The 26,245-nt window shown below is 48.9% G+C and carries 24 protein-coding genes, 1 tRNA gene and 1 riboswitch; of the genes, 12 read left to right on the top strand and 13 right to left on the bottom strand.

Annotation, left to right across the window (positions count from 1 at the left end):
- Nucleotides 1–393: 393 nt before the first annotated feature.
- On the bottom strand, nt 394–1,173 hold the full coding sequence (locus ACO6V1_RS14145) for a hypothetical protein (protein WP_422460490.1): 780 nt from the start codon (nt 1,171–1,173) through the stop codon (nt 394–396).
- 260 nt (nt 1,174–1,433) lie between these two features.
- On the opposite strand from ACO6V1_RS14145, the gene ACO6V1_RS14140 reads away from it, so the two are divergent.
- A complete protein-coding gene (locus ACO6V1_RS14140; RefSeq protein WP_422460492.1) occupies nt 1,434–2,405 on the top strand; it encodes a ribonuclease Z in 972 nt (323 codons plus the stop codon).
- A gap of 73 nt (nt 2,406–2,478) precedes the next feature.
- Here ACO6V1_RS14140 and ACO6V1_RS14135 read toward each other — a convergent pair whose 3' ends face one another.
- Nucleotides 2,479–3,249: a hypothetical protein gene (locus ACO6V1_RS14135; RefSeq protein WP_422447287.1), complete on the bottom strand. Its 771-nt coding sequence runs from the start codon at nt 3,247–3,249 to the stop codon at nt 2,479–2,481.
- 212 nt (nt 3,250–3,461) lie between these two features.
- Here ACO6V1_RS14135 and ACO6V1_RS14130 point away from each other — a divergent pair, with 212 nt between their 5' ends.
- Nucleotides 3,462–4,193 carry a hypothetical protein gene (locus ACO6V1_RS14130; RefSeq protein ID WP_422467275.1) on the top strand — a complete coding sequence of 244 codons (732 nt, stop codon included), beginning with the start codon at nt 3,462–3,464 and terminating at the stop codon, nt 4,191–4,193.
- Nucleotides 4,194–4,295: 102 nt separating this feature from the next.
- On the opposite strand, the gene ACO6V1_RS14125 is transcribed toward ACO6V1_RS14130, so the two are convergent.
- From ACO6V1_RS14125 to ACO6V1_RS14080, 10 genes are all read right to left on the bottom strand, one after another.
- Nucleotides 4,296–5,069 (bottom strand): hypothetical protein, encoded by a 774-nt coding sequence (locus tag ACO6V1_RS14125; protein ID WP_422460494.1) that lies wholly within the window; start codon nt 5,067–5,069, stop codon nt 4,296–4,298.
- A gap of 144 nt (nt 5,070–5,213) precedes the next feature.
- Entirely contained in the window at nt 5,214–6,197 is a 984-nt protein-coding gene (locus tag ACO6V1_RS14120; protein ID WP_422467273.1) for an ABC transporter substrate-binding protein, read from the bottom strand.
- 3 nt (nt 6,198–6,200) lie between these two features.
- The gene (locus tag ACO6V1_RS14115; protein ID WP_422467271.1) at nt 6,201–6,953 is read right to left on the bottom strand and encodes an ABC transporter permease; all 753 of its coding nucleotides are present in this window, start codon (nt 6,951–6,953) and stop codon (nt 6,201–6,203) included.
- A gap of 3 nt (nt 6,954–6,956) precedes the next feature.
- The gene (locus ACO6V1_RS14110; protein WP_422447275.1) at nt 6,957–7,739 is read right to left on the bottom strand and encodes an ABC transporter ATP-binding protein; all 783 of its coding nucleotides are present in this window, start codon (nt 7,737–7,739) and stop codon (nt 6,957–6,959) included.
- Nucleotides 7,740–7,754: 15 nt separating this feature from the next.
- The gene (gene thiD, locus ACO6V1_RS14105; RefSeq protein ID WP_422447273.1) at nt 7,755–8,573 is read right to left on the bottom strand and encodes a bifunctional hydroxymethylpyrimidine kinase/phosphomethylpyrimidine kinase; all 819 of its coding nucleotides are present in this window, start codon (nt 8,571–8,573) and stop codon (nt 7,755–7,757) included.
- Between the two features lie 143 nt (nt 8,574–8,716).
- Nucleotides 8,717–8,817: riboswitch (TPP riboswitch) on the bottom strand.
- A gap of 53 nt (nt 8,818–8,870) precedes the next feature.
- Nucleotides 8,871–9,650 (bottom strand): SDR family NAD(P)-dependent oxidoreductase, encoded by a 780-nt coding sequence (locus ACO6V1_RS14100; RefSeq protein WP_422447271.1) that lies wholly within the window; start codon nt 9,648–9,650, stop codon nt 8,871–8,873.
- Nucleotides 9,651–9,661: 11 nt separating this feature from the next.
- Nucleotides 9,662–10,237 (bottom strand): DUF3833 domain-containing protein, encoded by a 576-nt coding sequence (locus ACO6V1_RS14095; protein WP_269676019.1) that lies wholly within the window; start codon nt 10,235–10,237, stop codon nt 9,662–9,664.
- Complete coding sequence (locus ACO6V1_RS14090) at nt 10,222–11,469, bottom strand: class I SAM-dependent methyltransferase (RefSeq protein WP_422467269.1); 1,248 nt, start codon at nt 11,467–11,469, stop codon at nt 10,222–10,224. The genes ACO6V1_RS14095 and ACO6V1_RS14090 overlap by 16 nt, the downstream gene beginning before the upstream one ends.
- Nucleotides 11,466–12,401, bottom strand: coding sequence for a DUF1365 domain-containing protein (locus ACO6V1_RS14085; protein WP_422467268.1), 936 nt, complete (start codon nt 12,399–12,401; stop codon nt 11,466–11,468). The genes ACO6V1_RS14090 and ACO6V1_RS14085 overlap by 4 nt, the downstream gene beginning before the upstream one ends.
- A 2-nt stretch (nt 12,402–12,403) precedes the next feature.
- On the bottom strand, nt 12,404–13,813 hold the full coding sequence (locus ACO6V1_RS14080) for an NAD(P)/FAD-dependent oxidoreductase (protein WP_422467266.1): 1,410 nt from the start codon (nt 13,811–13,813) through the stop codon (nt 12,404–12,406).
- Nucleotides 13,814–14,394: 581 nt separating this feature from the next.
- Between ACO6V1_RS14080 and ACO6V1_RS14075 the strand changes: the two genes are divergently transcribed.
- The 9 genes from ACO6V1_RS14075 (at nt 14,395) to ACO6V1_RS14035 (ending at nt 24,607) form a co-directional block, all read left to right on the top strand.
- Complete coding sequence (locus ACO6V1_RS14075; protein WP_422467264.1) at nt 14,395–14,622, top strand: hypothetical protein; 228 nt, start codon at nt 14,395–14,397, stop codon at nt 14,620–14,622.
- Nucleotides 14,623–14,728: 106 nt separating this feature from the next.
- Complete coding sequence (locus ACO6V1_RS14070; protein WP_422467262.1) at nt 14,729–18,277, top strand: hypothetical protein; 3,549 nt, start codon at nt 14,729–14,731, stop codon at nt 18,275–18,277.
- Nucleotides 18,278–18,533: 256 nt separating this feature from the next.
- Nucleotides 18,534–19,121, top strand: coding sequence for a sigma-70 family RNA polymerase sigma factor (locus tag ACO6V1_RS14065; RefSeq protein ID WP_101746960.1), 588 nt, complete (start codon nt 18,534–18,536; stop codon nt 19,119–19,121).
- Nucleotides 19,118–19,774: a ChrR family anti-sigma-E factor gene (locus tag ACO6V1_RS14060; protein ID WP_422447257.1), complete on the top strand. Its 657-nt coding sequence runs from the start codon at nt 19,118–19,120 to the stop codon at nt 19,772–19,774. The genes ACO6V1_RS14065 and ACO6V1_RS14060 overlap by 4 nt, the downstream gene beginning before the upstream one ends.
- A 106-nt stretch (nt 19,775–19,880) precedes the next feature.
- Nucleotides 19,881–22,010, top strand: a complete 2,130-nt coding sequence (gene rmuC, locus ACO6V1_RS14055) for a DNA recombination protein RmuC (protein WP_422467260.1) — start codon at nt 19,881–19,883, stop codon at nt 22,008–22,010.
- A gap of 179 nt (nt 22,011–22,189) precedes the next feature.
- Nucleotides 22,190–22,972 (top strand): hypothetical protein, encoded by a 783-nt coding sequence (locus tag ACO6V1_RS14050; protein WP_422447253.1) that lies wholly within the window; start codon nt 22,190–22,192, stop codon nt 22,970–22,972.
- Nucleotides 22,973–23,014: 42 nt separating this feature from the next.
- Nucleotides 23,015–23,428, top strand: coding sequence for an SDR family NAD(P)-dependent oxidoreductase (locus ACO6V1_RS14045; RefSeq protein WP_422447251.1), 414 nt, complete (start codon nt 23,015–23,017; stop codon nt 23,426–23,428).
- Between the two features lie 15 nt (nt 23,429–23,443).
- A tRNA-Ser gene (locus tag ACO6V1_RS14040) sits at nt 23,444–23,534 on the top strand.
- 449 nt (nt 23,535–23,983) lie between these two features.
- On the top strand, nt 23,984–24,607 hold the full coding sequence (locus ACO6V1_RS14035) for a MarC family protein (protein WP_422460508.1): 624 nt from the start codon (nt 23,984–23,986) through the stop codon (nt 24,605–24,607).
- Between the two features lie 227 nt (nt 24,608–24,834).
- On the opposite strand, the gene ACO6V1_RS14030 is transcribed toward ACO6V1_RS14035, so the two are convergent.
- Entirely contained in the window at nt 24,835–25,569 is a 735-nt protein-coding gene (locus ACO6V1_RS14030) for a hypothetical protein (protein WP_422447247.1), read from the bottom strand.
- 379 nt (nt 25,570–25,948) lie between these two features.
- Here ACO6V1_RS14030 and ACO6V1_RS14025 point away from each other — a divergent pair.
- The coding region (locus tag ACO6V1_RS14025) for a hypothetical protein (RefSeq protein ID WP_422467258.1) at nt 25,949–26,245 on the top strand (297 nt) is incomplete at its 3' end.

Here is a 26,245-nt window from a genome sequence, read left to right as displayed (position 1 = left end):
TCAGTATGCCTGCAATTAAAGACCAGATATAGACAGGGGGTGACACTCAATTCAATGAATGCCACGGGCGGTTACTCTTGATTAAAACCGCAACGAGCGCAACATTCGTTGTTATGATTCAAGGCTCAAGCTGCCTTTATGCCAGTCCTAAATACAATACACCACCCTGGAAACGGACAAATGACTGTATTATTGCGACCAAAAGACCCGCACAGGCCAAGTCTGGCAGGGCTTGTTGCGCTCGTTGCTTTTTATTTCAACTGTTCAGGCAAGGCGATATTTCGGATAGGGTCGCTGTATAACTCAGCTCTACCGGCACCGGTGATACCACTTATCATCACCAGCGCCTCAAATCTGCAGCCGCAATAGGGAGTGAGAAGTACTGTCCCCACATCATCTCCCCGGAGTCAGTTTGTGACTGTCATTGATTGACTTAAGCGATATTTTCATTTCGCACAAAAGGTTTTTCGCACTACCCTGCTCGAAATCTAACTGAAATAGTTTATTGATCAGGTTTGTGACATTCCTCATGGTCCATTTACGGGATTTAATGCCAAAATCAGAGGGTTTCTGGCTTTCCAGGATTGTCCTGAGTTCCTTTTTTTGTTTATCCGTTATGCGATGAGCCTTCATGCTGATGATGTGATCAGATGTTGAGCTATATATTCCACACAGTGGCCGTGGCGTTGGATGTTGTCTAAAGAGTCTGGACAGTTCCAGCTCTTTCCTGTTTCCCGACAAAAAATCCCGAATATACTCATCAAGGGCATTTTTAGGTAAGAATTTTTTCGATTCCTCAATCAGCCCCTTATATTCTTTTAACTCCGCTAAACGTTGATAGTACTCCTGCTCCCGGGTACAAGAATCCGCTGTTGCAGATTCCGGAGGGTTATAGCAGTCCATATCGTTAGCAGTCGGAGGGGTTCTTTGCTCACTGTTATTTCCGGGAAAGTCAGTTTCTACTATTGGCATTTCATATCGTTCGAACGTCTGATTACCCATTATGTTGAACGATGGTTCATCATGTTCGCTAAAATCATAATATTGCTGACCTGTGAAGCCCTCGCCAAAATACCCCTCGGAATAAACAGGCCGAACAGAACGATAACCTCTCTCAAAACAGCAAGCATCACCTTCAATCCGGGCACCCGCACTGGCAGCCATTGCCCTCATGGGTACCACCTCTGTGCAATGATGTGTGCAAAAGCGGGCAGGTTCACCTGCAATCCGTGGTAACTCAACGTTGCCATAACCTACGAAGGTCGGTGTTGGAGCTAAATAAATATATCCGGGATAAATCATGAAGAAAGCCCAAATAAACAATAATTAACGTGATCGATATCAACTAGACAACTAAATTGGCAAGAAATTTCATAAGTTCGAAGTATTCCTCTGGTACAATACAAGTTGCATTGTGATTAAAGCAGGTGTTCATGAAACTGACTTTTCTGGGAACTTCGGCCGGCATGCCCACCACCGAAAGAAATGTCACGGCACTGGCACTGGCCATCGATGATGCCAGGCAATGGTATCTTGTGGACTGCGGTGAAGGTACGCAACATCAGCTGCTTCGCTGTCGCTATACCCTCAAAAATCTTAAAACCATCTTTATTACTCATGTTCACGGCGATCACATGTATGGCCTGCCCGGGCTGATTACCTCTGCCAGCATGCAGGGTCGGCAGGCCCCCCTGACCATCTGCGCGCCTGACGGCGTTCGGCAGTTTGTGGAGGCGGCATTACACTATGCCGATGTTCTGGAACTGCCATTCGCTATTGAGTTTATTCGCAGCGACCAGTCGGCTTTTCACTATCAGGATACCCGGGTTGCTGTCACGGCTCACCAGCTCTCCCATCGTGTGCCAAGTTTTGCCTATCGTTTTGCGGAAAAAACACTCAGTACCCAACTGAACATTCAGCAACTGACGACACTGGGCGTTCCCAGGGGAGAGCTATGGGGGCGTTTGCAAAAAGGGCAGGCCATTACTCTTGAAGATGGCCGGACGATACTCCCTGAACAGGTTCTGCAACCACCACCCGCCAGCCGGGTTGCCATTATTGCGGGTGATAACGATAAGCCGGAATTGCTTATTGATGCACTGCAAGGCAGTCATCTATTGGTTCACGAAGCCACACTCACCGAAGCCGCCCTGCAAAAAGCCGGACCAGTCTGGATGCACAGCTCAGCCCGAATGGTTGCTGAAGCAGCAGAGGCCAGCGGTGTTCCCAATTTGATTCTTACCCACTTCAGTGGCCGCTATCAGCGTTCTGCTGAGGCTGGAGCCAACAGTATCCATGCGTTAAAGGCAGAAGCTGAAACGTACTATTCGGGTAATACAGGCATGGCCCGTGATTTCAGTACCTGGGTAGTGGATAGGGACGGCCGACTGGTTGAAGCAGATTGAAATCTGGTTTTCCATCCTGGTAAGAAGGTTTTTGAAAGGAATACCTCCCCCATGGGTAGCGTTTATCCCTTACCTATTTTTTCCTTTTCACTCTGAGGTCTGCGCTGATGCCATAAATATTTACATCGACCTGTTCTACCACCATGAAGTCATTGCCAGAAGTGATAATACGGCGTGCACGATCAAGTACATCGCCTGCCGACGTGTGATCAAACTCCAGGTATTCACCGCTCAGGGCAATAACAACATCCTCCATGGAACGGGGCAGCACATCCTCGGATACGTTGATAACAATTTTTGAATCAGAATCCAGTCGGATTTTTCCAGTGGCCTTAAGCAGGGGCTTATTCCAATTATGATCTTCTGGAAAAGGATCAAGTTTTGTTATGGTGATATACGTGGTTCCTCCGGAGCCATTAAAGTCAGCCACAACGGATCCCTGTTCAAACGATAACGTACCTTTATTCCTTACATTACCGCTGCTGGTGATGACCCCAAGGGAAGCGACCGCCCCCATACTATTGACAAAGTGCCCATCACTCCAGTAACTGCCAGCGGTCAGTGTTCCCTCATTGATGGCCGTAAATATACTTCCGGAAATATTCAGCCCCATAGCAACATTAACGGAGCCACCCGCTCTATTGGTAAAAGGGCCGTTGACATTCATATTACCGTTTATGTTGATTGAGCCAGCGTTATCGATACCGGCAGAATCATAATTTTCGCTCACAGAAAGCATATTGCCCCGAACCATGACCTCTTCAGCCATTACCGGGGAAGCCAACGCAGTTGAAAGCCCGGCCGTAAGAACTAATCTGATAAACGGCTTTTTATATTTATCCATGTGTCTTATTTCCTTCATCCCGGTTTAAACAGTAGAAATTTCTGCTCTCACGTTTTACTGTCGACACACACAGGGAGAGTTTTAAAAATCGTGATGTAGAGACAGGCTCAGCTCCCATGGTAGCCAACTCACGACCCGGGCATAAATGGGATGAACCAAATAATTGTTTTGGGGTCAAATGGTCGTGTTTATAATCCAGACTGGGCTTTATTTTGAAACCATCACCCACTGCATCACCATCATTTTTCTCCCATCCAAACACTGCTGGCCGGGTTGATCCAGAAGCCGGTTCAAGCGGGATTTCTGGCCATTCTACCGGTACATTCAGTGGTAAAGGCATCTCAAACCGTCCGCCTCATGGAGATACAGCCACCCCCTTGAGTGAAGGCAAATGTATTGAAGATGCCTTTTGGGAAAAAAAACCATTACAGGGACGACAAATCACTTCTTCAGATGTGCTTGCAGCCTATGGCAACGATAAAACGTCGCTCAGGGGTGGCCTCTTCCTGCAAAAACTGTGCTTGCAGAAAATTCCACACGACAACAGAAAAGTGACCCCGGATGACGTTATTCAAGAATTCAACCGGGTGCCAGATCAAAATAATGAGTCCATGCTGGCGATAGAGCATTTCAAAGATGAGTTAGCCAGCGCCCATGCCGCCGAGGAAGCGCGGTTGAAAGTGGAATGTTATCTGAGGGGGGATGTGGGGAAAGGCCTGCAGGTGACTAAGGATGAGGCGTTGGCAGCCATTGAATTTCTTCGCAAGGAAGAGTCGTTCCCATTGCCGTTAGCGCGCTTTAAAAGTCAATTTAGCCTGAGGGACCTGGCGAGGCATGGCCAGCGTGCGGCTCCTGTTGCCGTTCAGAGAGATAACCCTTTCCGTATGCCCGGTAATGAAATAGAAAATACCTCAGCCAATCAGCGTTACCGCAAGTCCGGCTGAAACCATTATTAAAAACAGGCGGACCGGATTTGTGGACAATCAGGCTCCGCCGTTAAATTTGCTAACACCGTGTTGATTTTGAACACAGAGTTTATCCCTAACCTATTTTTTCCTTTTCACTCTGAGGTCTGCGCTGATGCCAAAGATATCCATCTCGACATGTTCTACCACCAGGAAGTCATTGCCAGAAGTGATAAGATGGCGGCCCGCACGATCAAGCTCTGAGCCCGTCGAATCGTGATTAAACTTCAGGTATTCACCACTCAGGGCAATAGCAACCCTTTTCACGCTATCGGGCATCGCACCCTCGGCTACGTTGAGAACGATCTTTGAGTCAGAATCAAGTCGGATTCTTCCAGTGGCCTTAAGCAGGGGCTTATTCCAATTATGATCTTCTGGAAAAGGATCAAGTTTTGTTATGGTGATATACGTGGTTCCTCCGGAGCCATTAAAGTCAGCAACGACGGATCCCTGTTCAAACGATAACGTACCTTTATTCGTTACATTACCACTGCTGTTTATCACCCCAAGGGATGCGACCGCCCCTGTGTTGTTGATAAAGTGCCCATCACTCCAGTAACTGCCAGCAGTCAGTGTTCCCTCATTGGTGGCGGTCAATGTACTTCCGGAAATATTCAGCCCCATAGCGACATTAACTGAGCCACCCGCTCTATTGGTAAAAGGGCCGTTGACATTCATATTGCCATTTATGTTGATTGAGCCAGCGTTATCGATGCCGACAGAATCATAATTTTCACTCACAGAGAGCATATTGTCTCGGACCATGACTTCTTCAGCCGTCACCGGGGAAGCCAGGGCGGTTGCAAGCCCGGCCATGACAATGAATCTGAGTACTGGTTTTTTATACCTGTCCATGGGGCTTATATCCTTTTTCCGGAGTTAAACAATAGAGATTTCAGTCCATTCGCTTTCTGTCGGCACGCTCAGGGAGGAATTTAAAAATGAGGTGGCTATCGCAAAAAGCAGGTCTTGACGATAGCCGGTGACGTCCATTCCGGATTAAAAATCCAGCATGTAGTCCTTAGTGTTTACCGGGGTTTTCAGCTCTCCAGTCGCTTGCAGATAGTCAGCAAATGCCTGATAACGGCCCGCATCCCTGGCGGCAGGTCGCAGATCAAAACGGGGAATGGTGTCAAACCAGGCGCGGTGGTTCAGTTCATTATCCAGTTTCTCCGGGTTGTAATCCCTGAAGATCTCCCAGGATTTTTCCGGGTTATTCACAATATATTGAGTGCCCAGTTCAATCGCCCTGAGAAAACGACGAATAGCGTCTTTATCGTGCTGCTTGCTGTTGGCGATAAAAATCAGTTCATCGTAAGGCGGGATATTGTTTTCCTCGTAATAGAACATACGGCCCTTACGCCCTTCAATCGCCAGCTGATTCAGTTCAAAGTTACGATACGCGCCCATGATGGCATCCACCCGGCCACTCATCAGGGAAGAGGAGAGGTTCCAGCCCACATTGACCAGTTTTACATCCCCGGCACCAAACCCGTAGGGTGCAAACAGCGTGTCCAGAATGGCATTCTCTATGCCGCCAATATTCAAACCGATGGTTTTACCTTTCATATCCTTCAGGGATTTGATCGGGCCATCATCCAGAACCAGCAGGCCGTCCAGGGGAGTGGCCACCAGGGTTCCGGCCCAGGCAAGGGGAAGGCCGTTGGCTACCCCGTGAATCATGCTGGGCTGATAGTAAACGGCAAGGTCCACCTTTTCTGCCGCCACCAGTTTGGGAGGAAGGTTGGGGTCTGCCGGTTCCTGAATAGTCACCGTAAGCCCCTGGTCTGCAAAGTAGCCATTCTGCCGGGCAATGATGATGGGGCCGTGATCCGGGTTGACAAACCATTCCAGCATCAGGGTCAGCTCTTTCAGCTCCCTGGGCGGTGTGGTGCTGGATACCTGGCTGGCGCTGGCCTGCAGGCTGACGGACAGCAGCCATGCCATTGCCCATAAAAAAGTATGTTGCATCATTTTATTCATTTCTTATTCCTGAGAAGTCTCCGGTTGCCACGGAATGAGTCTGCGTAAAACACGGTCGGTGGTGTAGTAAAGGGTCACGGAACAGAAGGCCAGCACGGTGAGCGCAGCAAACATCTGGTCAGTCCAGAGTCGTGCATTGGCCTGAAGCATCAGGTAGCCAAGGCCTGCGCTGGAGCCAACCCACTCCCCGACAACGGCACCAATGGGTGCCACCACAACGGCTACCCGCAGCCCGGAAGCCAGGGCTGGCAGTGCCGCAGGCCAGCGAATATGACGCAGAATGGCCAGCCGGTTGCCGCCCATGGTCTGGGCCATATCCAGCCAGCCCTGATGGGTATGGCGCAGTCCGTCATAACAACAGGTGGCCACGGGGAAAAAGATCACCAGAATGGTCATCACCACTTTCGACGTCAGGCCGTAACCAAACCAGAGCATCAATATCGGTGCGAGCGCAAAGACCGGAATGGCCTGGGTAATCAACAATGGCGGTAAGAGCCAGGGTCTTAATGCGGTAAAATAGACCAGCACCAGCGCCAGAATAATACCCAGCAGAACACCAAGTAACAGACCCAGCAGCATTTCACTGAGGGTAACCAGCGTGTGTTCCCACAGCAGGCTGGCATTGTCTACCATGCTGTTGGCCACCGCTAACGGACCGGGAAGGATGTAGGATGGCATCTCAAAGGCCATCACCAGGGTATGCCAGAGCACCAGCAGGCCAATAAGAACGACAAAGGGTTTGACGGAGTCTTTCATTCTTTATGGCACTCCAGCCTGTTCATCAAACGACTCATGACGTAAACGATCCAGCAGTTTGCCCTGTAAGGCCAGCAGGTCATTATCATCCAGTGAGCGGGGTGTCTTGCCCGGTGGCGTAATGGCATCCGTCAGTCGGGCCGGGTGCCCCCTCAGGTGATAAACCTCATGGCCAAGGCGCAGGGCTTCCAGGGGATCGTGGGTGATTAACAGCACCGTACGGTTCTGTAACAGCTCACAGGCCAGGTCTTGTAAATTGAGCCGGGTGATGGCATCCAGTGCGCCGAAAGGTTCATCCATTAATACCAGTGGCCGGTTTTCCATCAGGGTCCTGGCCAGTGCTACCCGCTGGCGCTGACCGCCGGACAGATGCTGGGGCAGAACGTTGGCTTTTGCGCTCAGGCCTACCTTTTCCAGAATGGACATGGCCTGGTCCCGAACCTCGGCTGACAAGAGCGGACGACGGGTGAACACATCGGTCAGATTGCGGCGCAGGCGCTGCCCCAGGGTGATATTGTCCAGTACCGAAAACCAGGGCAGCAGCAGGTCCTGCTGCGCCATCCAGGCGATTCGGTGATGAACCGAAAAGCCGTCCTGACAGACCACTTCCCCCGTTGTCTCGCCCGCAGGCAGACCGGCAATCAGACGCAACAGACTGGTTTTGCCCACCCCGCTGCCACCCAGAAGGCAAGTCCACTGGCCGCCTTTAAGGGTCAGGTTGAGGTCGGTAAAAACACAGTGGTTGCCAAATCTCAGGCTGGCCTGGCGGATAATCACATCAAACATGCGTTGCGGTATTCTCTATGACCAGGTTCGGTAAAAGTGATGGACCGGGCCATGGCCGGAACCGATGTTCAGATGGTCGGCATGGCCAATGGCATCGGCAATGTACTCCTTGGCAGAGCGCACGGCATCGATCAAAGGGTAATCCCTGGCCAGCAAGGCAGTGACAGCAGACGACAATGTACAGCCTGTCCCGTGGGTGTTACGGGTTGCCACCCAGGGAGACTCAAGTTGGTGCAGGGTGTTACCGTCATGGAACAGATCAACGGCCTTCTTATTGCCCTGGTCTGAGGTAAGGTGGCCGCCTTTGAGCAAGACTGCACTGGCTCCCAGGGCCATCAACGGGTCAATCATGGCGACCATGGCTGCCAGTGACTCAGGTCGGGGGCAGTTCAGCAGAACCGCTGCTTCCGGCAGGTTGGGGGTAATCAGGGTTGCTTTGGGAATCAGTTTGCGACGCAGGTTATCGATGGCGGCTTCCTGAAGCAGAACATCACCGCTGGTGGCCACCATCACCGGGTCAACCACCAGGTATTTCGGCTGGTAATCACTGACCGCGCGGGCAACCGCATCAATCACTTCAGGCTGGCTCAGCATGCCCACCTTGGCGGCAGAAATGTTCAGGTCGGAAAAGACCGAGTCCAGCTGCTCCCGGACAAAGGCGGGTGAGACATCAAAAATACCCTGAACACCCACCGTGTTCTGTGCGGTCAGCGCAGTGATCACACTGCAGCCGTAGGCACCAAGGGCTGAGAAGGTTTTCAGGTCTGCCTGAATGCCGGCACCACCGCCACTGTCAGAACCGGCAATGGTCAATGCGATGGGTGTAGAAGACATAAGCTCGCGCCGCTCCACAAGAGAAACTCCATATCATTAGGACTGGCGGGAACAACGGGCGGGGTGTTGCAGTTCCTGTCGGGGCAATAAACTGCATTGATTAACTGGCTTGCACGATGGTGAGTACATCAGGGGTTTAGCAGCTCTCAGGCCCGTCGGTTTCCTACGCCAGCATTATCTGGTTCAGGTTCAATGGGTGTATCTCAGTTCTGCCATCACTGGCAGAACACCCCAACCAACACCGGCGGAGTCTATGGGGTTTGCCACAGGCTGTCCAGCGATTGAGTGAATTGACGCTTATCCGGTCTTACGGACCAACCAGAAATACATCGAGTAGGGCAGGTGACGCAGAAGCGCCATGATGGCGGCAAACATGCGCGGGAAGCGAATCTCGAACTGCCGCCCCTTCATCCCTTTGACGATGACCTCCGCCGCTTTATCCACCTCCATCAGAAAAGGCATGGGGAACCGGTTCTTGCTGGTCAATGGTGTTTTGACAAAACCCGGGTTGATCACTTTGATATCAATACCCTCTTGCCAGAGCTCTGAGTTCAGGGATTCCGCCATATTGATTAACGCCGCCTTGCTGGCACCATAACCCGCTGCTTTGGGCAGGCCACGATAGCCTGCCAGCGACGCATTAATGGCAATCACCCCTTTACCCTGTTTTTTCATGGCAGCGATCAGTGGCTCAAGGCAGTGACAGACACCCATCAGATTCAGTTCCATCTGTTGGCGCACCACATTGCTGGTAAACTCCGCTGCGGGCGAAGCAATATAGGTGCCGGCATTTAAAATCGCCTGGCCAACGGCACCATGATTGGCAATGATTTTGTTGACCGTCTCATTCACGGCTGTTTGATCCGTCACATCCAGCGGATAGGGAACGATCCTGCCCGGCAGTTCATCTGATTGCCTGGCCAGTGCTGCCAGCCGTTCTTCATTTCGGGCACTGGCCGCTACGGTCACTCCTTCCCGGGCCAGGGCAATGGCAACGGCTTCGCCAATGCCCTGGCTGGCTCCGGTGATCCAGACCACCGGAGCATTAGAAGGCGTTGTATCCTGAGTAGAGTTCATATCTGCTGCCTTTATGGTTCTTCTTCTGGCCCGGGTTTTTCAAAGGCGACCGTTAAAGTGCCCAGCTTGATCCCCCATTTGCTCATGGTGGCGACATTCAGTAGTACGCCATCTTCTTGCAGGAACATCCAGTCATCAAAGGTCACCACCCACTCCCGGCCACGGATGGGCAGACGCATCTGGTATTTGAAGTTAAAGGCATTGCCGGCACTGCGGCCAATGGCCTGGCCAACGATATCTCCGGCGGTGCCCAGGTACTGTCCGTCACCCATAATGTTGACCTTCCAGATACGGGTTGACTCGTTACCATCGGAATAGATGAAGCGTTCATCCAGAGTCAGTACACCGTCTTTGACGTCTCCGGTCATCAACACCTTGAACCGCTGTTGAACATTGCCGAACCGGTCCTGAAACATGCCCCAGGCAACGGTTTCCCCGGCAAAGTAGTGTTCAATTTTCAGACTTGGTTCACTAGCTGCATAATCTTCAATATTCATGGCTGAGCACCCCGTCAGCATAAACAGTAGGGTCAGGAGCCAGGCCCGTCCCGACGTCCAATCTTTTATTGTTGTTAACGCGACTCGCATGATGCGGCCTCCCCTGACACAGGTTTGGTGAGTTTGTAGAGGCAAACATCAATACTCCTGAATTGGAAACCGGTCGTGCAGTAATCCAGGTAAAATTGCCACAGGCGTTTAAAGCGCTGATCAAATCCGAGCTGTTCAATGGCAGGCCAGGCCGAAAGAAAAAGCCGTTTCCATTCATCCAGCGTTCTTGCATAGTCGAGACCGAAAGAGAGGGTATTGGTTATGGCCAAACCGGCCTTTTTGGCCTGCTCTTGCATCACCCTGTCACAGGGCAACATACCGCCAGGGAAGATGTAGCGCTGAATAAAGTCAACACCGCGGCGATACTCCTCGAAACGGGCGTCGTCAATCAGAATGGCCTGGATAACGGCGGAACCTCCGGGTTTCAGGCTGCGGTACAGTTTTTCAAAATAGACCGGCCAGTGCTCTTCACCCACGGCCTCAATCATTTCGATGGAAACGATACGATCATACTGCTCATGGATATCCCGGTAATCCGTAAGACTGAACTGATGGGACTGGTTGTCCGACATCTGTTGCGCATAGGCCAGCTGTTCCTGCGACAGTGTTATCCCTTTGTATGCGCCCTGGTGCCGCTGATTCAGCGCCCGGGCAAAGCCGCCCCAGCCACAGCCTATCTCAAGCACGGAATGCCCCGGACGAAGCTCAAGCCAGTCGATAATGGAGTTGTACTTATTGCCCTGTGCGGTTTCCAGGTCCTCATGCTCATCAAAATAGAGGGCGCTTGAATAGGTCATGGTCGGGTCAAGCCATAGCTGGTAAAAGTCGTTGCCCAGGTCATAATGCGCGGCAATATTGCGACGGCTGCCGGAGCGACTGTTACGGCGTATTTTGTGCAACCCCCGGTTAAACAGATTGCTGAACCAGTTGGCAGTCATCACCTCCTGCAGATTGTCTTCATTGGCCATGGCCCAGTCGGTCAGCGCTTTCAGGTCCGGAGAGCTCCAGTCGCCATTAATAAACGACTCTGACCAGCCCAGTAACCCCTGGCTGCCTTGCTGGATTAACCCCACCGGATTATGGATATGCAGACAGGGGATGGGTGTACCTGACCGGAACTGCCCCACCATCACACTTTCGTTGCCATCAATGCGCAGCTCAATTCTGCTCACCCCCGCCTTGACCAATCGTTTTTCCAGCCAGGAGAGTACATTTCTCAGCGCAGGGAACCAGGGTTTGCTGGTGATCTCCGTGGAGCTGGTTGAGTTCATGGTTTCTTCCCCCTGTTCGCTGTATTGTTTTGTGAAAAATATTTTGCTTTCTCACCGTTCATCGCGGCGTAGGGCGCAAAATTTTTTTCTTTTGCTTTTGGCGTTTCTGCACGGGTATGGCTGAAAAAGAAATGTCTCGGCGTGTGTGAGTAAATCGATATGCCCTTTAGCCAGAGCCGCAAGGCTTCCCAATGGATGGCCGCCATAACTTTCACGGTTTGCAGTGGCAGCAACATGGTTTGTTTTACGATAAAACGATCGGTGATGGTTTTGCGCAGCCCTTTGAACACGGCAGTGAACAGTTTGCCGCTGGCATCGTTCAGGTTAATGGCGAGAGTAACCTTCTCTTTGGGGGGCTGTATCCGGAAATGGTAATAGCAGTCCATGGGAAAGAAAGGGGAAACATGCAGTGCTTTATCGGCCTGTTGTTGAAGGGTTGGTTGAACAATCTGCCTGCTATGCTCTATCAGTCGTTGATCGTTCGACTGCTCTTCAGGCTGCTCTCCAGACTCGACGGCCGCCACATAGGAGTGCCTTTCGCCAAAGGTATTGCTGACTTCATAGACGATGGCGGTCAGCTGTTGATCCCGATAGCAAAAGTACACCGCCAAAGGGTTGAAGGTGTAGCCAAACATCCGAGGATAACAAAGTAAGCTGACGTTATCCGGTGTCTCAATATTATAGTCGTGAAGCAACCGGTTGATCTGTTCCCGCAACGGTGTCTCTGAACCATCACCATGATCACGGGGGTAAAAAGACACAACATTAAACCGGTTAAGGGAAAACAGGGAGAGCTGCTGATCCAGCGCCTCAATGGTATCCAGATCCAGCAACCAGGAAGCCACCTGATAAGAAAACCGATGCTTCTTCGGTTTGAACCGGTGGTGCATCAGCTCGCCAACATAAATAGAAGAACCTGAGGAAGACTCCATTCTCAAGATTCCTGCTGCCGAGGCTCAGAGGATTCAAGTTGCGTGCTGTCAACACCCGGGTCAAAAAAGCTGCGGCCAAACAGATCCGGACGATGGAGCCGGTCATTTTCCCCTTTGACCTGCCAGGGGCGGCGAATGCCTCCAAGGCTCTCTGCGACAGCCAGGCCGGACTGTAGTCCATCTTCATGGAAGCCATAGCCCATCCATGCACCGCAATACCAGGTACGGTTTCTGCCCTGGAGCTTCCAGATTTTCTCCTGGGCTTCGATCGCGGCGCGATCAAACACGGGGTGGTCATACAGGTAGCAACCATGAATCAGATCGGTGGCCGGCTCCTGCTGGGGATTCAGCGTGACAAACAGTGGCGGACCGTCGAGATGCTGCAGCTTATTCATCCAGTAGGTAACCGCTGGCCCCTGTTCACTGCCAGGGTCTGATGTATGGGAACCCAGATAGTTCCAGCTGGCCCAGGCCTTTTTGTTGTCAGGCATCAGTCGTTCATCGCTGTGCAGCAGAGCCTTGTTCCGTTGAAACATAAAAGCGCCCAGCAAATGCTGTTCAAACTCGTCTGGCTCAGAAAGCAGGCTGAGCGTGGTGTCAGCATGGCAGGCCATAACCACATGGTCAAAATGCCAGTCTTTACCCTGGAAATCGGTCAATTGAACCCGGTCAGGGAACCGTTTTATTTTGCGGATACAGCGATTGGTGAGCGCCGATGTACCCAGCTCATCAATAATCCGCTGAACGTACTCCCGACTGCCTCCTTTCACGGTTTGCCACTGAGGGCGATCCGACAGTTGCAAGAGACCATGGTTTGAGCAGAAGCGCAGAAAAGCCAAAGCAGGGTAGTCCAGCATTTTGTCCGCCGGTGTTGACCAGATAGCAGCGCCCATGGGAATCAGGTGATCATGAATAAACCGTTGACTGAAGCGCTCACGATGCAATAGCTGGCCAAGGGTCAGGGAGGCATCTATGCCTTGTTCATGCTCAAGGCTGCCCATCCATTTTTCGCTGTTGCGATAAAAACGCAGGATGTCAGCCAGCATTAGCCAGAAGCCCGGACGGAACAGGTTGCTCTTCTGGGCAAATAGTCCGGAAAAATCAGTACCAGCGTATTCAGTAGAGCCGTTGTTCAGAGAAACGGCAAACGACATATCCGTGGGGACAAAAGGCACCTTCAGGTGTTTGAAAAAAGCGATCAGGTTAGGATAGGTTTTCTCATTAAAAACAATAAAGCCAGTATCGACGGGAATGGGCTTCTCATCGCCCACAGACACAGTATGGCTGTGGCCGCCGAAGCGATCATCCTTTTCAAATAAGGTAACGTTATGTTGTTTGGAAAGTAGCCAGGCGCAGGAGAGTCCGCTAATACCGGAACCGACGACAGCTATGTTCATTCCTTTTGTGGACACAAATGAGACTCCCTGTTGATTTTATTCGCTATAAAAAGGTTTGAGTGCCAATAAGTAATTCTTATCTACAAAAACCTTTCATCAGAGCAGTAAGGTACCATGCAAAAAATTTACGAACAGAGTGTCGTAATGGTTCACCCATTTATATGGAAAATCAATCAATAATGTTTCAGCCACTGTAAAAAGAGGCGCATGAGTGCAACCAGGCAAGTGGAGCATGACAAAAAACGCACATTGGATTAAAACTTTGGACTGGGCCGGGCTGAAGAGCCTTGGTATAGAACTCTCAAGAAGCATATTTCCCGCCAAAGGCTATCGTGCCCCAGGCCATTACTGATGTTCTGAGTATGGCGGATAACTTAACACGGATATTTCATCAACGTGCTCCCGCTCTCGCTTGTTCTTTGCCGCTTTATGTGAGTTATGCTCAGTGGACCGTACTCCCCGCGCTCCCTGACAAAATCTCCTGGAGCGACAAAGTCCTCGTTTTGGCATCCTGCGTCGCCCTGACTCCGACATCCATGTGGTCGTGCGCGAGATTCAGGGCAGTTTATGAAATATCCGGGTTAATCAACGGAAATGTGGATGAGCTGCGTCAATCTGTCCGGGAAATTCGCCCGAAAGATGCCCGAACGAAGATATCAGCAGATGAGATGGAGGCGCGTAGTGAAGAGGCACTGGAAACCCCGGGATTGACGAAAGGTGTCAGCCTGAATGATGTAAAAAAGCCTTTCGTACCAGGTTCAAAACTTAATTGTGTAAAGCTAAAAGTAATTGTGGTTTTTGGCTTTCAGGTTTCAATTGAATGAATGTGTGAGTTTGTAATAAAAGATCATCTGCCTATTCAATCAAAAGACCTGCTATGAAAAAAAATTAAAATGAAAAAGCTATCTAAGTAAATAATTGAACTTTTCTTTGACCGAAGAATCAAACTCGTCAGAAAACTTTCAACCAGGAGCATTTCTCATGAGTACACCACAATTTCCTACCCGGAGTCCGGCATTTCCGACACAGCCTCCAGAGGTATCAGGTTTCAATAAAACACCAGGCCTTAACGAGGGCGGTGGGGCAAATACGACAACTGTAGTTTTTAATGGCAGAATTGTCGATAAGTATGTTTTAAGTACTTTTTTCAAGGAAATGACGCAAGGGGGAATCAGGCAGCTCGCAGTGGATACTTGTGCTCAGGCTGCACAGGATCATAAAACACTCTGGAAAAAAGATAATCTTATTAAAGACCTTAAGGCCTATGGGTTGCCCGTAGACTCTAATCACCGTGCACAATTAACGGATCGTAAGACCAGCATCATAATGAATGTTTTCCTAAAAGTAAAAGAAGAAAGCGAGAAAGCGATTGATCAGGGGGGAAGTGGCGATAATCTGGAGGTCGCGAAAGGTTTATGTGATCTTTTGTATGGCACAGAAGTAAGAGTGGATGGAAAAATCTACAAGTCCCATTTTGTTAACATGAAGTTCTTTGCTGGTGAAATGAACAAATGTCAACAGAAACTGGATGCCGCTCGCTCTGCTATTGGTAGCCTTGGGCAAGAGAGTCAAGGGGTAAATGAGCCAGGCTTGCCACCTGCTGAAAATCCGGCGTTCACCATGGAGGGGAAACCATTGTTACCTTCGGGGAATGCTCCGACAATGACACCCACAGCGCCACCGAACTACGATGCAGTTCAAGCTGAAAAGGAGTTAGCGGCGTTGAACACTCAAATTGTTTTTTTACAGCAGGGAGTAACGCAGGATTTTCACAGTCAACCTTTCCAGTACCAATTAAGTTCGGTGCAAACGAACATAGCGCGACTTGGTCTTAACTTGCCGTTGAATCTACAGGAACAATACAATCAGGCTAAAGCCAATCTTGCTGGCCTCCAGCAACAACAGTTAGCCATGCAAGAGGGTGCCAGGGTCATTGAGTTCCATGGCCAGATAGATGGGCTGGAACAGTCGTTGGCACAGAATGAGCCAAAATCAGACAATAGAACTGAAATAAAGGCGCTGGAACGGAAAGTTAAAGCGTTGGATGATCAGATTAGCAAGCTCAGTTCTCCAGAGTCCGGGCACCATAAAGAAGAACTCAAGGAGCGATTGAGCGACTTAAATATCAGTATCCGCCAGTGGTCTTCAGTGGTTACTGCTACCGAAATCCTGGCAGGCTTGAAAAGCGATCTTGAGGGTTTTCAGTATCAACAATTACCAGAGGAAGTTAGTTCTTTTTCTGCCAAATGTGACTCACTTGATGCAATTGTCATAAAGATGCCTTCTGGAGATCAGCGAAATCAATTGATTAAGGAGTCCAGTATTCTTAAACAAAGTTTTTCTGAAATTCAGAAAAACGTCCAACAAAATCATTTAATCGCTCAGCTTGAGAAAGCTGAAAATCTCATAACAGTGATGGAATTTGACGCTAGCAGTAGTCCTAAGTCGCATCACGTTGAACAGGCCAAAGCAGCATTGCTGGCTGTTGAGTCACTCTCTCTGAAAGAGGGTACGGATGATTGTTTTGCCAGGCTGAGTAATTTGAGGGAGAGGTTGAGTAAACTTGAAGACTCCGCTGCTGCGTCGGCAGCCGCTGCAACGGCAGCCGCTGCAACGGCAGCCGCTGCAAAAATGCAATCTTCTGCCCGGGGGGATGCTGAGAAGGTGATTGTGCACATTGAGAAATTAATTAGCGAGGCTGAAGGCCGGTTAAGCGGTCAAGAAAAAAATCGTGAAGCCGTTAATGGAATTCCTCTTAATCAAACTCACATGGATGAAGTTCAGGCGAATCTGCATCAGATCAGTGAAAAAATAATTCAAGAGTTGAATGGGAGGGATCTTCGTGATGAACGTGAACGATTGCAAAGTATGTGTTCGTCTTTGCTCCGCAGACTGGACAAGCTTCAGGGAGGAGGGGCAAGCAGCAGTCAACCCACTGCTGCCAGCGCTCAGACTGTAAGTAGTAATCAGGATCACCCCGAAGTAGTTAAGATCCGTAAAGTGCTGGATGTTGCAGAAGCACCAATTCAAGCTTTAACCAGCAACCCGAATTCTTCTGCTAAAGATGAACTTATTACCACGGCGAGAAGTAATCTGGAACAAGCAACACATATGATTGGCGGGCTCACTGATGAAACACTCAGACCTTCACGGTCAGGTTTGTCATCCAGACTTAGCCATTTGAATAAACAGTTAAGTCTCATTGAATCAGGTGGGGGCCAGGGGCAGGTGACTCCAGCTGAGCCTCAACCGGAGGTTTTGCTGCAAAAAGGGGTCGCTGCGTTTAAAAAAGAGATGGATGAATTTGGCAAGAAGGGAACCGTTTCAAATGCGGGGTTTGCAGCGGCATCAGCCAATATGTCCACACTGTTAGGCCAATTTGCTGGATCACAGGCAGTGCCGGGCAGCCAAAACGTCCTCCAGCCACCAGTTGCGCATCCTCCGGTCAGGCAAGGTACTCTTCTGCATGCAGGGCCTGTGATGACCAGACCTGTTCGTGCCAATGGCGATAGCCTGGCGTCATTTGCCGATGCGTTGAACTTCACCAACACGATCATATCTCATAACAGTTACTCTACCGCCGGTGTGGGCATCAAGCCTTCATCTGAGAAGATCAAATCCCTTGTCACCAGTACAGATATTCCTTTTGAATCTCTGCCTTTCGATGTCCAGGAAAGAATGATGGAAGCTTATAATTGCGGCAATTACTGCCCGACAAAGATCAAGCTGGTGCAGGTGTACGCCTTTGCTCCTGACCAGAGCGATTTTAACGGTGCCAGCTTTCAGGTAAGACTTGATAGCATCTTGCCTGAGGGCCATCGTCAAATTTACCTGCGTAGCCCTCGTGCACGATACTACAGCCCTCTGGGGGCAAATCTCCGGATGCCTGAGGGCTTAAAGCAAGGGAATCCCTTTTATGAGGCACGCTGGTCTTTAAATGAAAATCTGGACAGACAAAATACAGTCAGTTTCGCCCATGGTTCAGGAGGGGATAGCCATAGCAACCTGGAAAATATTGGTTTTACCCTGGTCGCACCAGTGCTCAAAGCTCTGGGTGCGAGCGCTGAAGAAGCGACATCCGCAGAAGCCGGTTTTGGTATCCCCTTCGGGATTGATTTGAGGAGGCAGTCGGAAGCCGTGCTGAATATGTTGCAGCAGGACGGAGCGCGGCGTTATTTTGAGGTGCCAGATGTCACTGATAGTGTGGTGCCTGATGGTGGTGCGCTGGATTCTGACGTCGTATCAGATTCAGAGTCTTTGGGCACCAGCGGAATAAATCCGCTGGCCCTTCATACAGAGAGCATACATGGCGTTTCTTCACGGGCATTGACCGACGAGGTATTTGTAAAACAGGTGGGTATCTTGTGGGTGAAGACAGTCACAAACTTACCAGAGGTAAATAGCCAGAATAGTTTGATTGACTGGGTGGAGCGTAATAAACCTGAGGCTAAAAAACCGCGTCTCCCGCAGTTGCTATAGTACGTCTGATGCATGGGGGCAGGAGCCGTTGTCATTCTTCTCGGGCAGCCTCCTGGATTTGAGAGAATTTGGCTGTCCAATCAACCTCTCTCTACCTCTCAGATGAGGTAGGGAGAACCGCTATTTTCTGTTGAGGAAATGCTACGCAGGACGTTTAATAGAGGTATTATGCAGGACAGTGGCTGTATCCATCGTGAAAGATCCTTGTTGGCACTTTTTACGTACAACCACTTATGTATAAGAAATTTAAAGAATTATGGCACATCTTCGGCTTGTTGAAACCTCTATGGAATTCAAACCTGATCAGGTAGCGCAAAAGCAGGACTTCAGGCACGTTCTTGTCGATCTGGCGAAAAGTCGTGATAAACAGCTGTTTATGCAGATTTATGACTACTTCGCCCCGCGGCTGAAAAGCTTTCTGGTCAGAAAAGGAGCTAATGAAGAACTGGCTGAAGAGCTGGTTCAGGAAACCCTGTTATCGGTATGGCGCAAGACTTCCAGCTATGATCCGGCAAAAGCAACAGCGTCCACATGGATTTTTCGTATCGCGAGAAATCTATGGATTGATCGGCTTCGTAAAGAGAAGCCTGACATGCTCTCCCCGCTGAACAGTTATCCCGAGGCAGGTTACACACCCAGCATGGCGGCATGTGATTCAGGGCGATTAAAAGATGCCCTGGGTGCCCTGCCTCAGCAACAGGCTCAATTGGTTTATAAAGTGTATTACGAAGGAAAATCCCATCGAGAAATCGCCGAAGATATGGACATGCCCATTGGCAGTGTCAAGTCTGGTCTCAGGCTCGCATTTGATAAATTACGGGTTCGCATTGGAGGTGGGTCATGAACTGCAATCACCACCCCGATGACAGCACCCTGCTCAGCTATGGTGCCTGCAGCCTGCCGGACGCACTGTCCATGGTCGTTGCCTGTCATCTGGCGGTTTGTGACCACTGTCATGACAAGGTTGCAGACGCTGAGCTGATCGGCCTTGGGCTGATGGAGCAGGAACCGTTGGAATCCATATCCAAAAGCTCCCGGGATTCGATGCTGGCCATGTTGGACGAACCGGTCGACGAGGCATATTTTGAGACCCGGACAACACCAGACGATCAACCTGACGGCGATATTCCGGCTCCTCTGCGCCCAATGATTGGCCAATGGTTCAGTGATCTCCACTGGCGTACCATGGCTCCGGGCATGAAGCAGTTTGTTCTGCCAGCTTCTCAGGGCAAATTGCGACTGCTGAAAATTTCCCCGGGCACCTTTATGCCGTCCCACGGCCACAGTGGCTCTGAACTCACCCTGGTCCTTAAGGGCTCCTACAGCGATGAACTGGGTCGCTTCTCTGTGGGCGATGTGGCGGATGTTGACCCGGATATCACCCATCAGCCGGTTGCTGATACCCACGAAGGCTGTATCTGCCTTATTGCAACGGACGGCCCTCTGCGCTTCAAAGGTCTGGTTCCACGGCTGTTACAGCCATTTTTTCAGCTATAAATGCTGCAAGTCAGGTCTTTAGCAAGATTTTTTGCTATTGACCTGAACTTTTATCTCGATGAACCTGTCAAAAAGTCATTCAGTGTAATTCCAGAGAGATTGTTTCATGACGCTTACTGCCCTCGTCGTAGTTGCTCTAGCTTCACTGCTGTCGTTTGCAATGGCGTGGTTCGTCTGCCGACAGACCCAGCACAGCCTTCGATTGCAAATGGAACGGGAGGTGGATGCCCAGCATCTGCAGATTGCCCAGCTGACAGACCAGAAAGCCGATCTGCAGGACGAGCTGACGGAACAGAGCGTGGTCATGCAGGAACAGCTGGACGCTGGCAAAGCCCTTCTGCATCAGGAGACGTCACGTCTTAACGAGCTGGCCCATCAGCATCAGGTGAAGGTCGGGCGGCTGGAGGCCATGCTGATTTCAGAGCGCAAGCGTGAAGCAGAAAAAAACAGGGATCTTCAGGATCGGGTAAAAGAACTGGCTGCTGAGCGCTCTGGCCGGAGCCAGGCTGAGCAGCGGGTAAAGGAGCTGGAAACCCGCCTTGAAGAACAACAGGCGCAGAACCAGAAAGCCCTGATGCAGCTTCAGGAAAACAAGGAAGCCCTCAAGCAGGAGTTCAAACACCTGGCCCACGAAATCTTTGAAGCCAGGGGGAAAGTGCTCTCTGATCAGCACCATGAGCAGCTGCATTCACTGCTGGCACCGTTCAGGGAGCAGCTGGGTGAATTCCGTAACAAGGTTGAACAGGCTCACCGGGAAGACAGTGCCAGCCGGGCGGCTTTGAAACAGCAGCTGGAAACCATGCATCAGCTCAACCGCAAGATGACCGACGATGCCGAGAATCTGGCTAAGGCGCTAAAGGGTGACAAGAAACTCCAGGGCAACTGGGGTGAAATGCAGGTTGAGACCATTCTTGACAGTAGCGGCCTGATCAAGGGGCAGGAATACCAGCGGGAACCCAACTTCAGGGATGAAGAAGGCCAGAACAAGCGGCCTGACTTTATTGTTCACCTGCCTGAAGGTAAACATCTGATTATCGACTCCAAGGTGTCGCTGGTGGACTACATGGCGTATGTCAACGCTGAGACCGATGCTGACCGTGATACTGCCATGGTTCGCCATATCCAGAGCATCCGCAACCATATCAACAGCCTGAACCAGAAAGACTATCCGAGCCTGCCGGAAATAAAGGCCCCTGATTTTGTCTTTATGTTCATGCCAGTAGAGCCGGCATTTATTTCGGCATTCCAGTATGACCAGAAGTTGTTTAATGATGCCTTTGAGAAGCGCATCGTGGTTGTCACACCCACTACCCTGCTGGCCACCCTCCGCACCGTTGCCAATCTGTGGACCATTGAGCGGCAAAATGCCAGCACCCGTAAGCTGGCTGACAAAGGCCGTCAGGTGTACGACAAACTTCGTGTTTTTGTTGAGAAGATGGAAAAGCTGGATATCCAGCTGGGAAATGCCCGCACCACCTACGACGATGCCATGGGCACACTGAAGCACGGTCGCGGAAACCTGATTGCCCAGGCGGATCAGTTTCTGGCTCTGGGTGTTAGAGTCAAGAAAGAATTGCCCGCCAAAACTCTGGAAACAGCCGACCTGGAGCCACTGGAAGCAGAAGAGTTATTGGCACTTGAGGCGGAGGCACCGCCAGCCGTTGCGCCGGTTGATGACATGACTGCCCCTCAGGAGGCCGTGCCCTCTGTGCCAGAGTCTGCACCTGAGACCGCAGAGGCCTCTTCTTCCGTCGACACCACTGCACAGCCGAGAACACCAGAAGCCGTCGGGGAAGAACCAGTATCCCCGCCCGCTGTGGATAACCCGGTCTCAGACGAAGTGAAACGTTATCCACAGGCTGAAACCGATGCCGCTGCTGACCGGACTCATGACAATACAGAACAGTCTGCTGTGCATCATCAGAACCCTGGCTCAGCTGATCTGGCTTCACTGGAGGCAAGGCCCGGTCCGGAATTTGCCCAGGCCACTGACAGCCTGTACCAGACTGATCTTCCCACTGAAGACTGTACCGTTGTGGATGAAGGTGAACTCCCGACTGCGCCGGACTTTTCTATGCTGGAGTCCAAGCTTTCAGAACTGGGCATTGACATGCCTTCGCCTGAAGGGGAGCTACCATCTCTTGAAGCTGAACTGGCGAGGCTGGAACAGGAGCATCCCGAATATTCCTGGTCAGACTATGAACAGCAGTTCCGGTCAGAAGATCCCCCCTCATAGTGACGCCTTTTAAATTGCGTATTTCTCCGAAGCTCATGAGATGTCATTAAGCAGGTAGCCTGTTGGACTTAAGGCTCTCCTGCTGCGGTTGTGAAAAATTGGTCTGAAAATTAGGGCAGGGAATTATCTTGCTATTTAAATGTCTTTCCACGTATGGATTTATGTTGGGGAAGACAGCAGTGAATACTTCAATCACCAGGCAATCCGTTTTTCACAGTTTACAGGAAGCAACTAACACTCCTCATAAAGCGCAAAGTCAATCAGCATCATGGGGTGGCTATGGTCTAACTTCCTTGGAGTCAGCAAGAGGCTGGCTTCTAATGGCTCCACTTGGGGACAGAGAGAAAAGTCATTTTCAAAAAATTACGGCTTCAGAAAAAAATGTAATTTATCTTACCGGCAATAAAGAAAGTCCAGACGATAAACACTATATTGAGCCGGTGGATAAGCTACCTGAGTACATACTCAATGATACCATTTTAGATTGTTACTCTTGGTGTAATGCTGGTGATACAGTTAGTGATATTATTACTGAATACAGTAAAACAAGCGGCTACGGTGTATTCTTGGGGAAAGTTGACATCCCGTGTGTTTATGAATTTGCATTACCACAACGTCGATATTTTCATTTTGCGCCAGCATTCCCTCGCCTGGAGTCAGAGTTGACAAAAGGGCATACAGAACATATTGCATTTTTTACAAGTTATGATTTTTTTTGGGAGACTAATACGTGGAATGCCTTTACCACCGGGCATAGGTACTTAATTTCACTTATGCTTCCCAATTATGAGGTTAGCTCTAAAAAACAATTCTCATATACGCTAACAGAACTAATGTCTTTACCGCCAGATCCGGACAAGTTCTTCCCCGGCGGCTCGATATATAGAGAATCTGCAGACAGGTTCCACTCATATCAAACAAAGGAAACTTCTGGCTTTGCGTTCTCTGGAGATAAGCTTTAGCGTGAAGCTGAAATTATTGACAGAGCCTGAAAGAGAAAAACCATGCCTACCAACAATAAAAATGTACTGATTACCGGATGTTCCAGTGGCATTGTCCGGGAACTGGCTTTGGAGTTTCAGCAAAGAGGCTATCGTGTCTGGGCAACCGCCCGCAACCTGCAAAGCACTCAGGCGCTGGCAGAGCAGAATATCAAGGTGCTGGAACTGGATGTGACCTGTGAGTCGCAGGTGCATGAGGTTGTGCAGCATATTCTCGGCAGCCAAGGTCATTTGGGTATGCTGGTGAATAATGCTGGCTATGGCAGCATGGGGCCATTAATTGATATGCCCGGTGAAGAGCTGGAGCAACATGTTTGGTCTGAATCGCTTTCGGTAATTTTTTTGTCGGTAGGTATATATTTTTTTTGCCTTTGTGAGAAAGGTGATATAAAGTACGCCACCTGTTCGGGGCGATAAGCGTTTTGAGCAAATGGTGAGGTGTCCGAGTGGCTGAAGGAGCACGCCTGGAAAGTGTGTGTACGTTAATCGCGTACCGAGGGTTCGAATCCCTCCCTCACCGCCATATACCTTTCTCTACCTCCTTGATTTTCTCTCCTTTTATTCCACAAGCTTGTTTCAGGTTTCAGTTTTGTTCGAGAAGTGTTTTCACAAAACCTGATGATCTGAATTCACTGATTTAAAACTTGAGTTTAGAGTCAACTTTTCTCTGCGAACTCTGAGAATTACACATTGCATTGGTTTAGTTAATGAAGGCAGGAACAGCGCAAGTTCATAGCGAACCTGACCAATGACATGATAACGAGTTTCTGTGAGTCCTGAACTGCGACCAGAGGGTGACAGTCTCTTAACCAAAAATTTCAGCAGACGCCTACTGCACCGATGAATTTAGCGTGAACTCACTGCATAACCGACAATTTCAACAGTAGCATAACAATATTTGTCTATATTATTCCTGATGGTGTTTCTGATTGAATAGCACAATTCTTTTTCTCCGAAATATTGCTGGAGTAAATGATGGGCAAAGATTTTTATACACATGCAGTGTCTGTTTTCTTGGGATTTTTTGCAATTATGAATCCGATAGCAAACACAGCAGCCTTTAATGGTTTGGTAGGAAGCAGTGACAGTAGTGAGAGATTAAGAATTGCAGCAAAATCTCTCACAATAACTTTCGGTATAGTGTTACTTTTTTCCGTTTTAGGTAAAGGTATTTTTCATGTTTTCGGAATTACACTTCCAGCGTTAAGAATTTCGGGAGGTATTCTTGTTTTTCTTGTTGGTTACCACATGCTGAATGGTAACGCTTCAAGTTTACAGTCCAGTCATAAAAGTAATCTCGAAAATATTGCAGTTTCACCTTTAGCAGTACCTTTGCTTGCAGGGCCGGGAACCATTGCAACAGCTATGAATTATTCTGCATCTGGTGAGTTAACCAGAGTTTTGATGACCATTTCCATTTTTGCTCTTTTGTGCCTGATCACTTTCTTTTGCTTTATATTCAGCTCCAGGATAATGGCACTGATTGGAAAAGGTGGGCTTGATATTGTTACGCGATTAATGGGATTGATTTTGACAGTCATTGGTGTTCAAATGTTGATAGCGGGTGTTTTAGAAATTGTAAGCCATTTGACGTAATGTCTAAATTACAGAGTTTTTGACAGTAGCTATATTGCCCTTAAAGGTTGAAAATAAATTACTAAACTTCGTTAGCCAGACGCATTGTAGTGCTAGCGAAGCTTAGACCTACAAAGCCGTTTAAAGAAAACATAGTACTGGTAGGGACTGACGGCTTTTTCAAAGACTATCTTGTCATTGGCTAGCAATAAACTCCAGCAGACACCCGTGGTGCCACTGAAGTTACATTAATTGGTTACAAAAAACTCTCGCAAATATGCAATATGCTGATCTTCTATACGTTTCAAAGGGCTTTCATTATCTCTATGATTTAAAACTGCATCTTCGTATGAATCAATACCTGTAAACAGTTTGGTTACTTCATACAAATTGAGCGAAAATGATTTTTTCCATAATTGAGATTTTAGAATGCTGCTATTTTCCGATATTGCATAATCAGGATTTAAAGTGTCAAATTCAGATGACTCTTCATAATTCTCAAGGTATGTTAATCCATCAACAAACCTGAATTGAGGTAATGATCTTAATGTACTGCTGTTAGTTAGAGTGTGTTTAATGGGTACTTCTTCGTAAACTTCATTAACCCACTGACTGGATTTTATAGATGTAGAGCGAGGAATCTGTGGATCAAATATTCTTAAGCCATCTTCTGTTTTACCCATAATAAAAACATGATGATTATAACTTTTTTTAAAGTAAGTGATTATTCCATTGCCTGCGTGAGTTGCAATAACTACCACTACCTTTTTGGTTAATTCATCCGGTAGTTTCTGTAGGGTCTCAAGAATATTATTGTTACATGAATGGAGGTATTTTGGTTTCTTGAACTCTACAATAGCATGATCAATTCTTGATGTTTCTTGATTTGTTAAAAAATCCAGTGAATGTTTAGCTGTAGTTTCCGGTGATTCACATTTTTTACACTGCATGGCGCTGGAGGAGATAGTCTGTAGTGGCTGCATATGAGAAGTTCCAGGAGTTGGTAAAGTTTTACTTCGTTGAGAGAAGACAAGTCATGATGAAATTAGTTCCAGATGGTTGTGTATATCTGCAATTAACCATCCAAAACAGGAAAAAACTGTCTTCAAAAATGATGATGAAGTAAAACCGGAAAGATTATGGTCAAATAAGAAATTTTGAATCTTTTCGAATTGGAGTGGTCTAACCGTACTGCCGATAAAATCCCATAGAGTGTGAGATTGGTACTATGCAGCCGACGTATAATGAGAATATTAATTCAGCCTCCTAGAGGTTCTGCACAGATATCATCATTAAGAAAATAGTAAAACGGGATGTTAGCAAACTCATGTTAAGAGATCTTGTTCTCTACGAGGTAATGGTATGATTCCATCTTCTGTGAACGATCTATCATATAGGAGTTGGTATTTTGATAAAAGTAACCCTATACACAAGGGAGATACTGGAAAATTAAGTAAACGCTCTTTTCGAGTGATGAAAAGAGTATCTCCTTATCCACTGAAACTTACCTACATACCTGTTTCTGATAAAGTGCGAAGACCTCTCTCCTTAAGTCTGGAAAGTGGCAAAAGTTCAGCAACGCAGGCACTGATTAAAGTACTTTCGGCCGGTCAGGTTGACTGGGGTAGAGCATTAAAACTATTGCAAAGAGGAGGTGAT

This window comes from Endozoicomonas sp. ALC013 (genome assembly GCF_049310205.1).
Lineage (GTDB): Bacteria > Pseudomonadota > Gammaproteobacteria > Pseudomonadales > Endozoicomonadaceae > Endozoicomonas.
The sequence above is the reverse complement of the archived record's forward strand: the minus strand, read 5'-3'. Positions and strand labels throughout refer to the sequence as shown.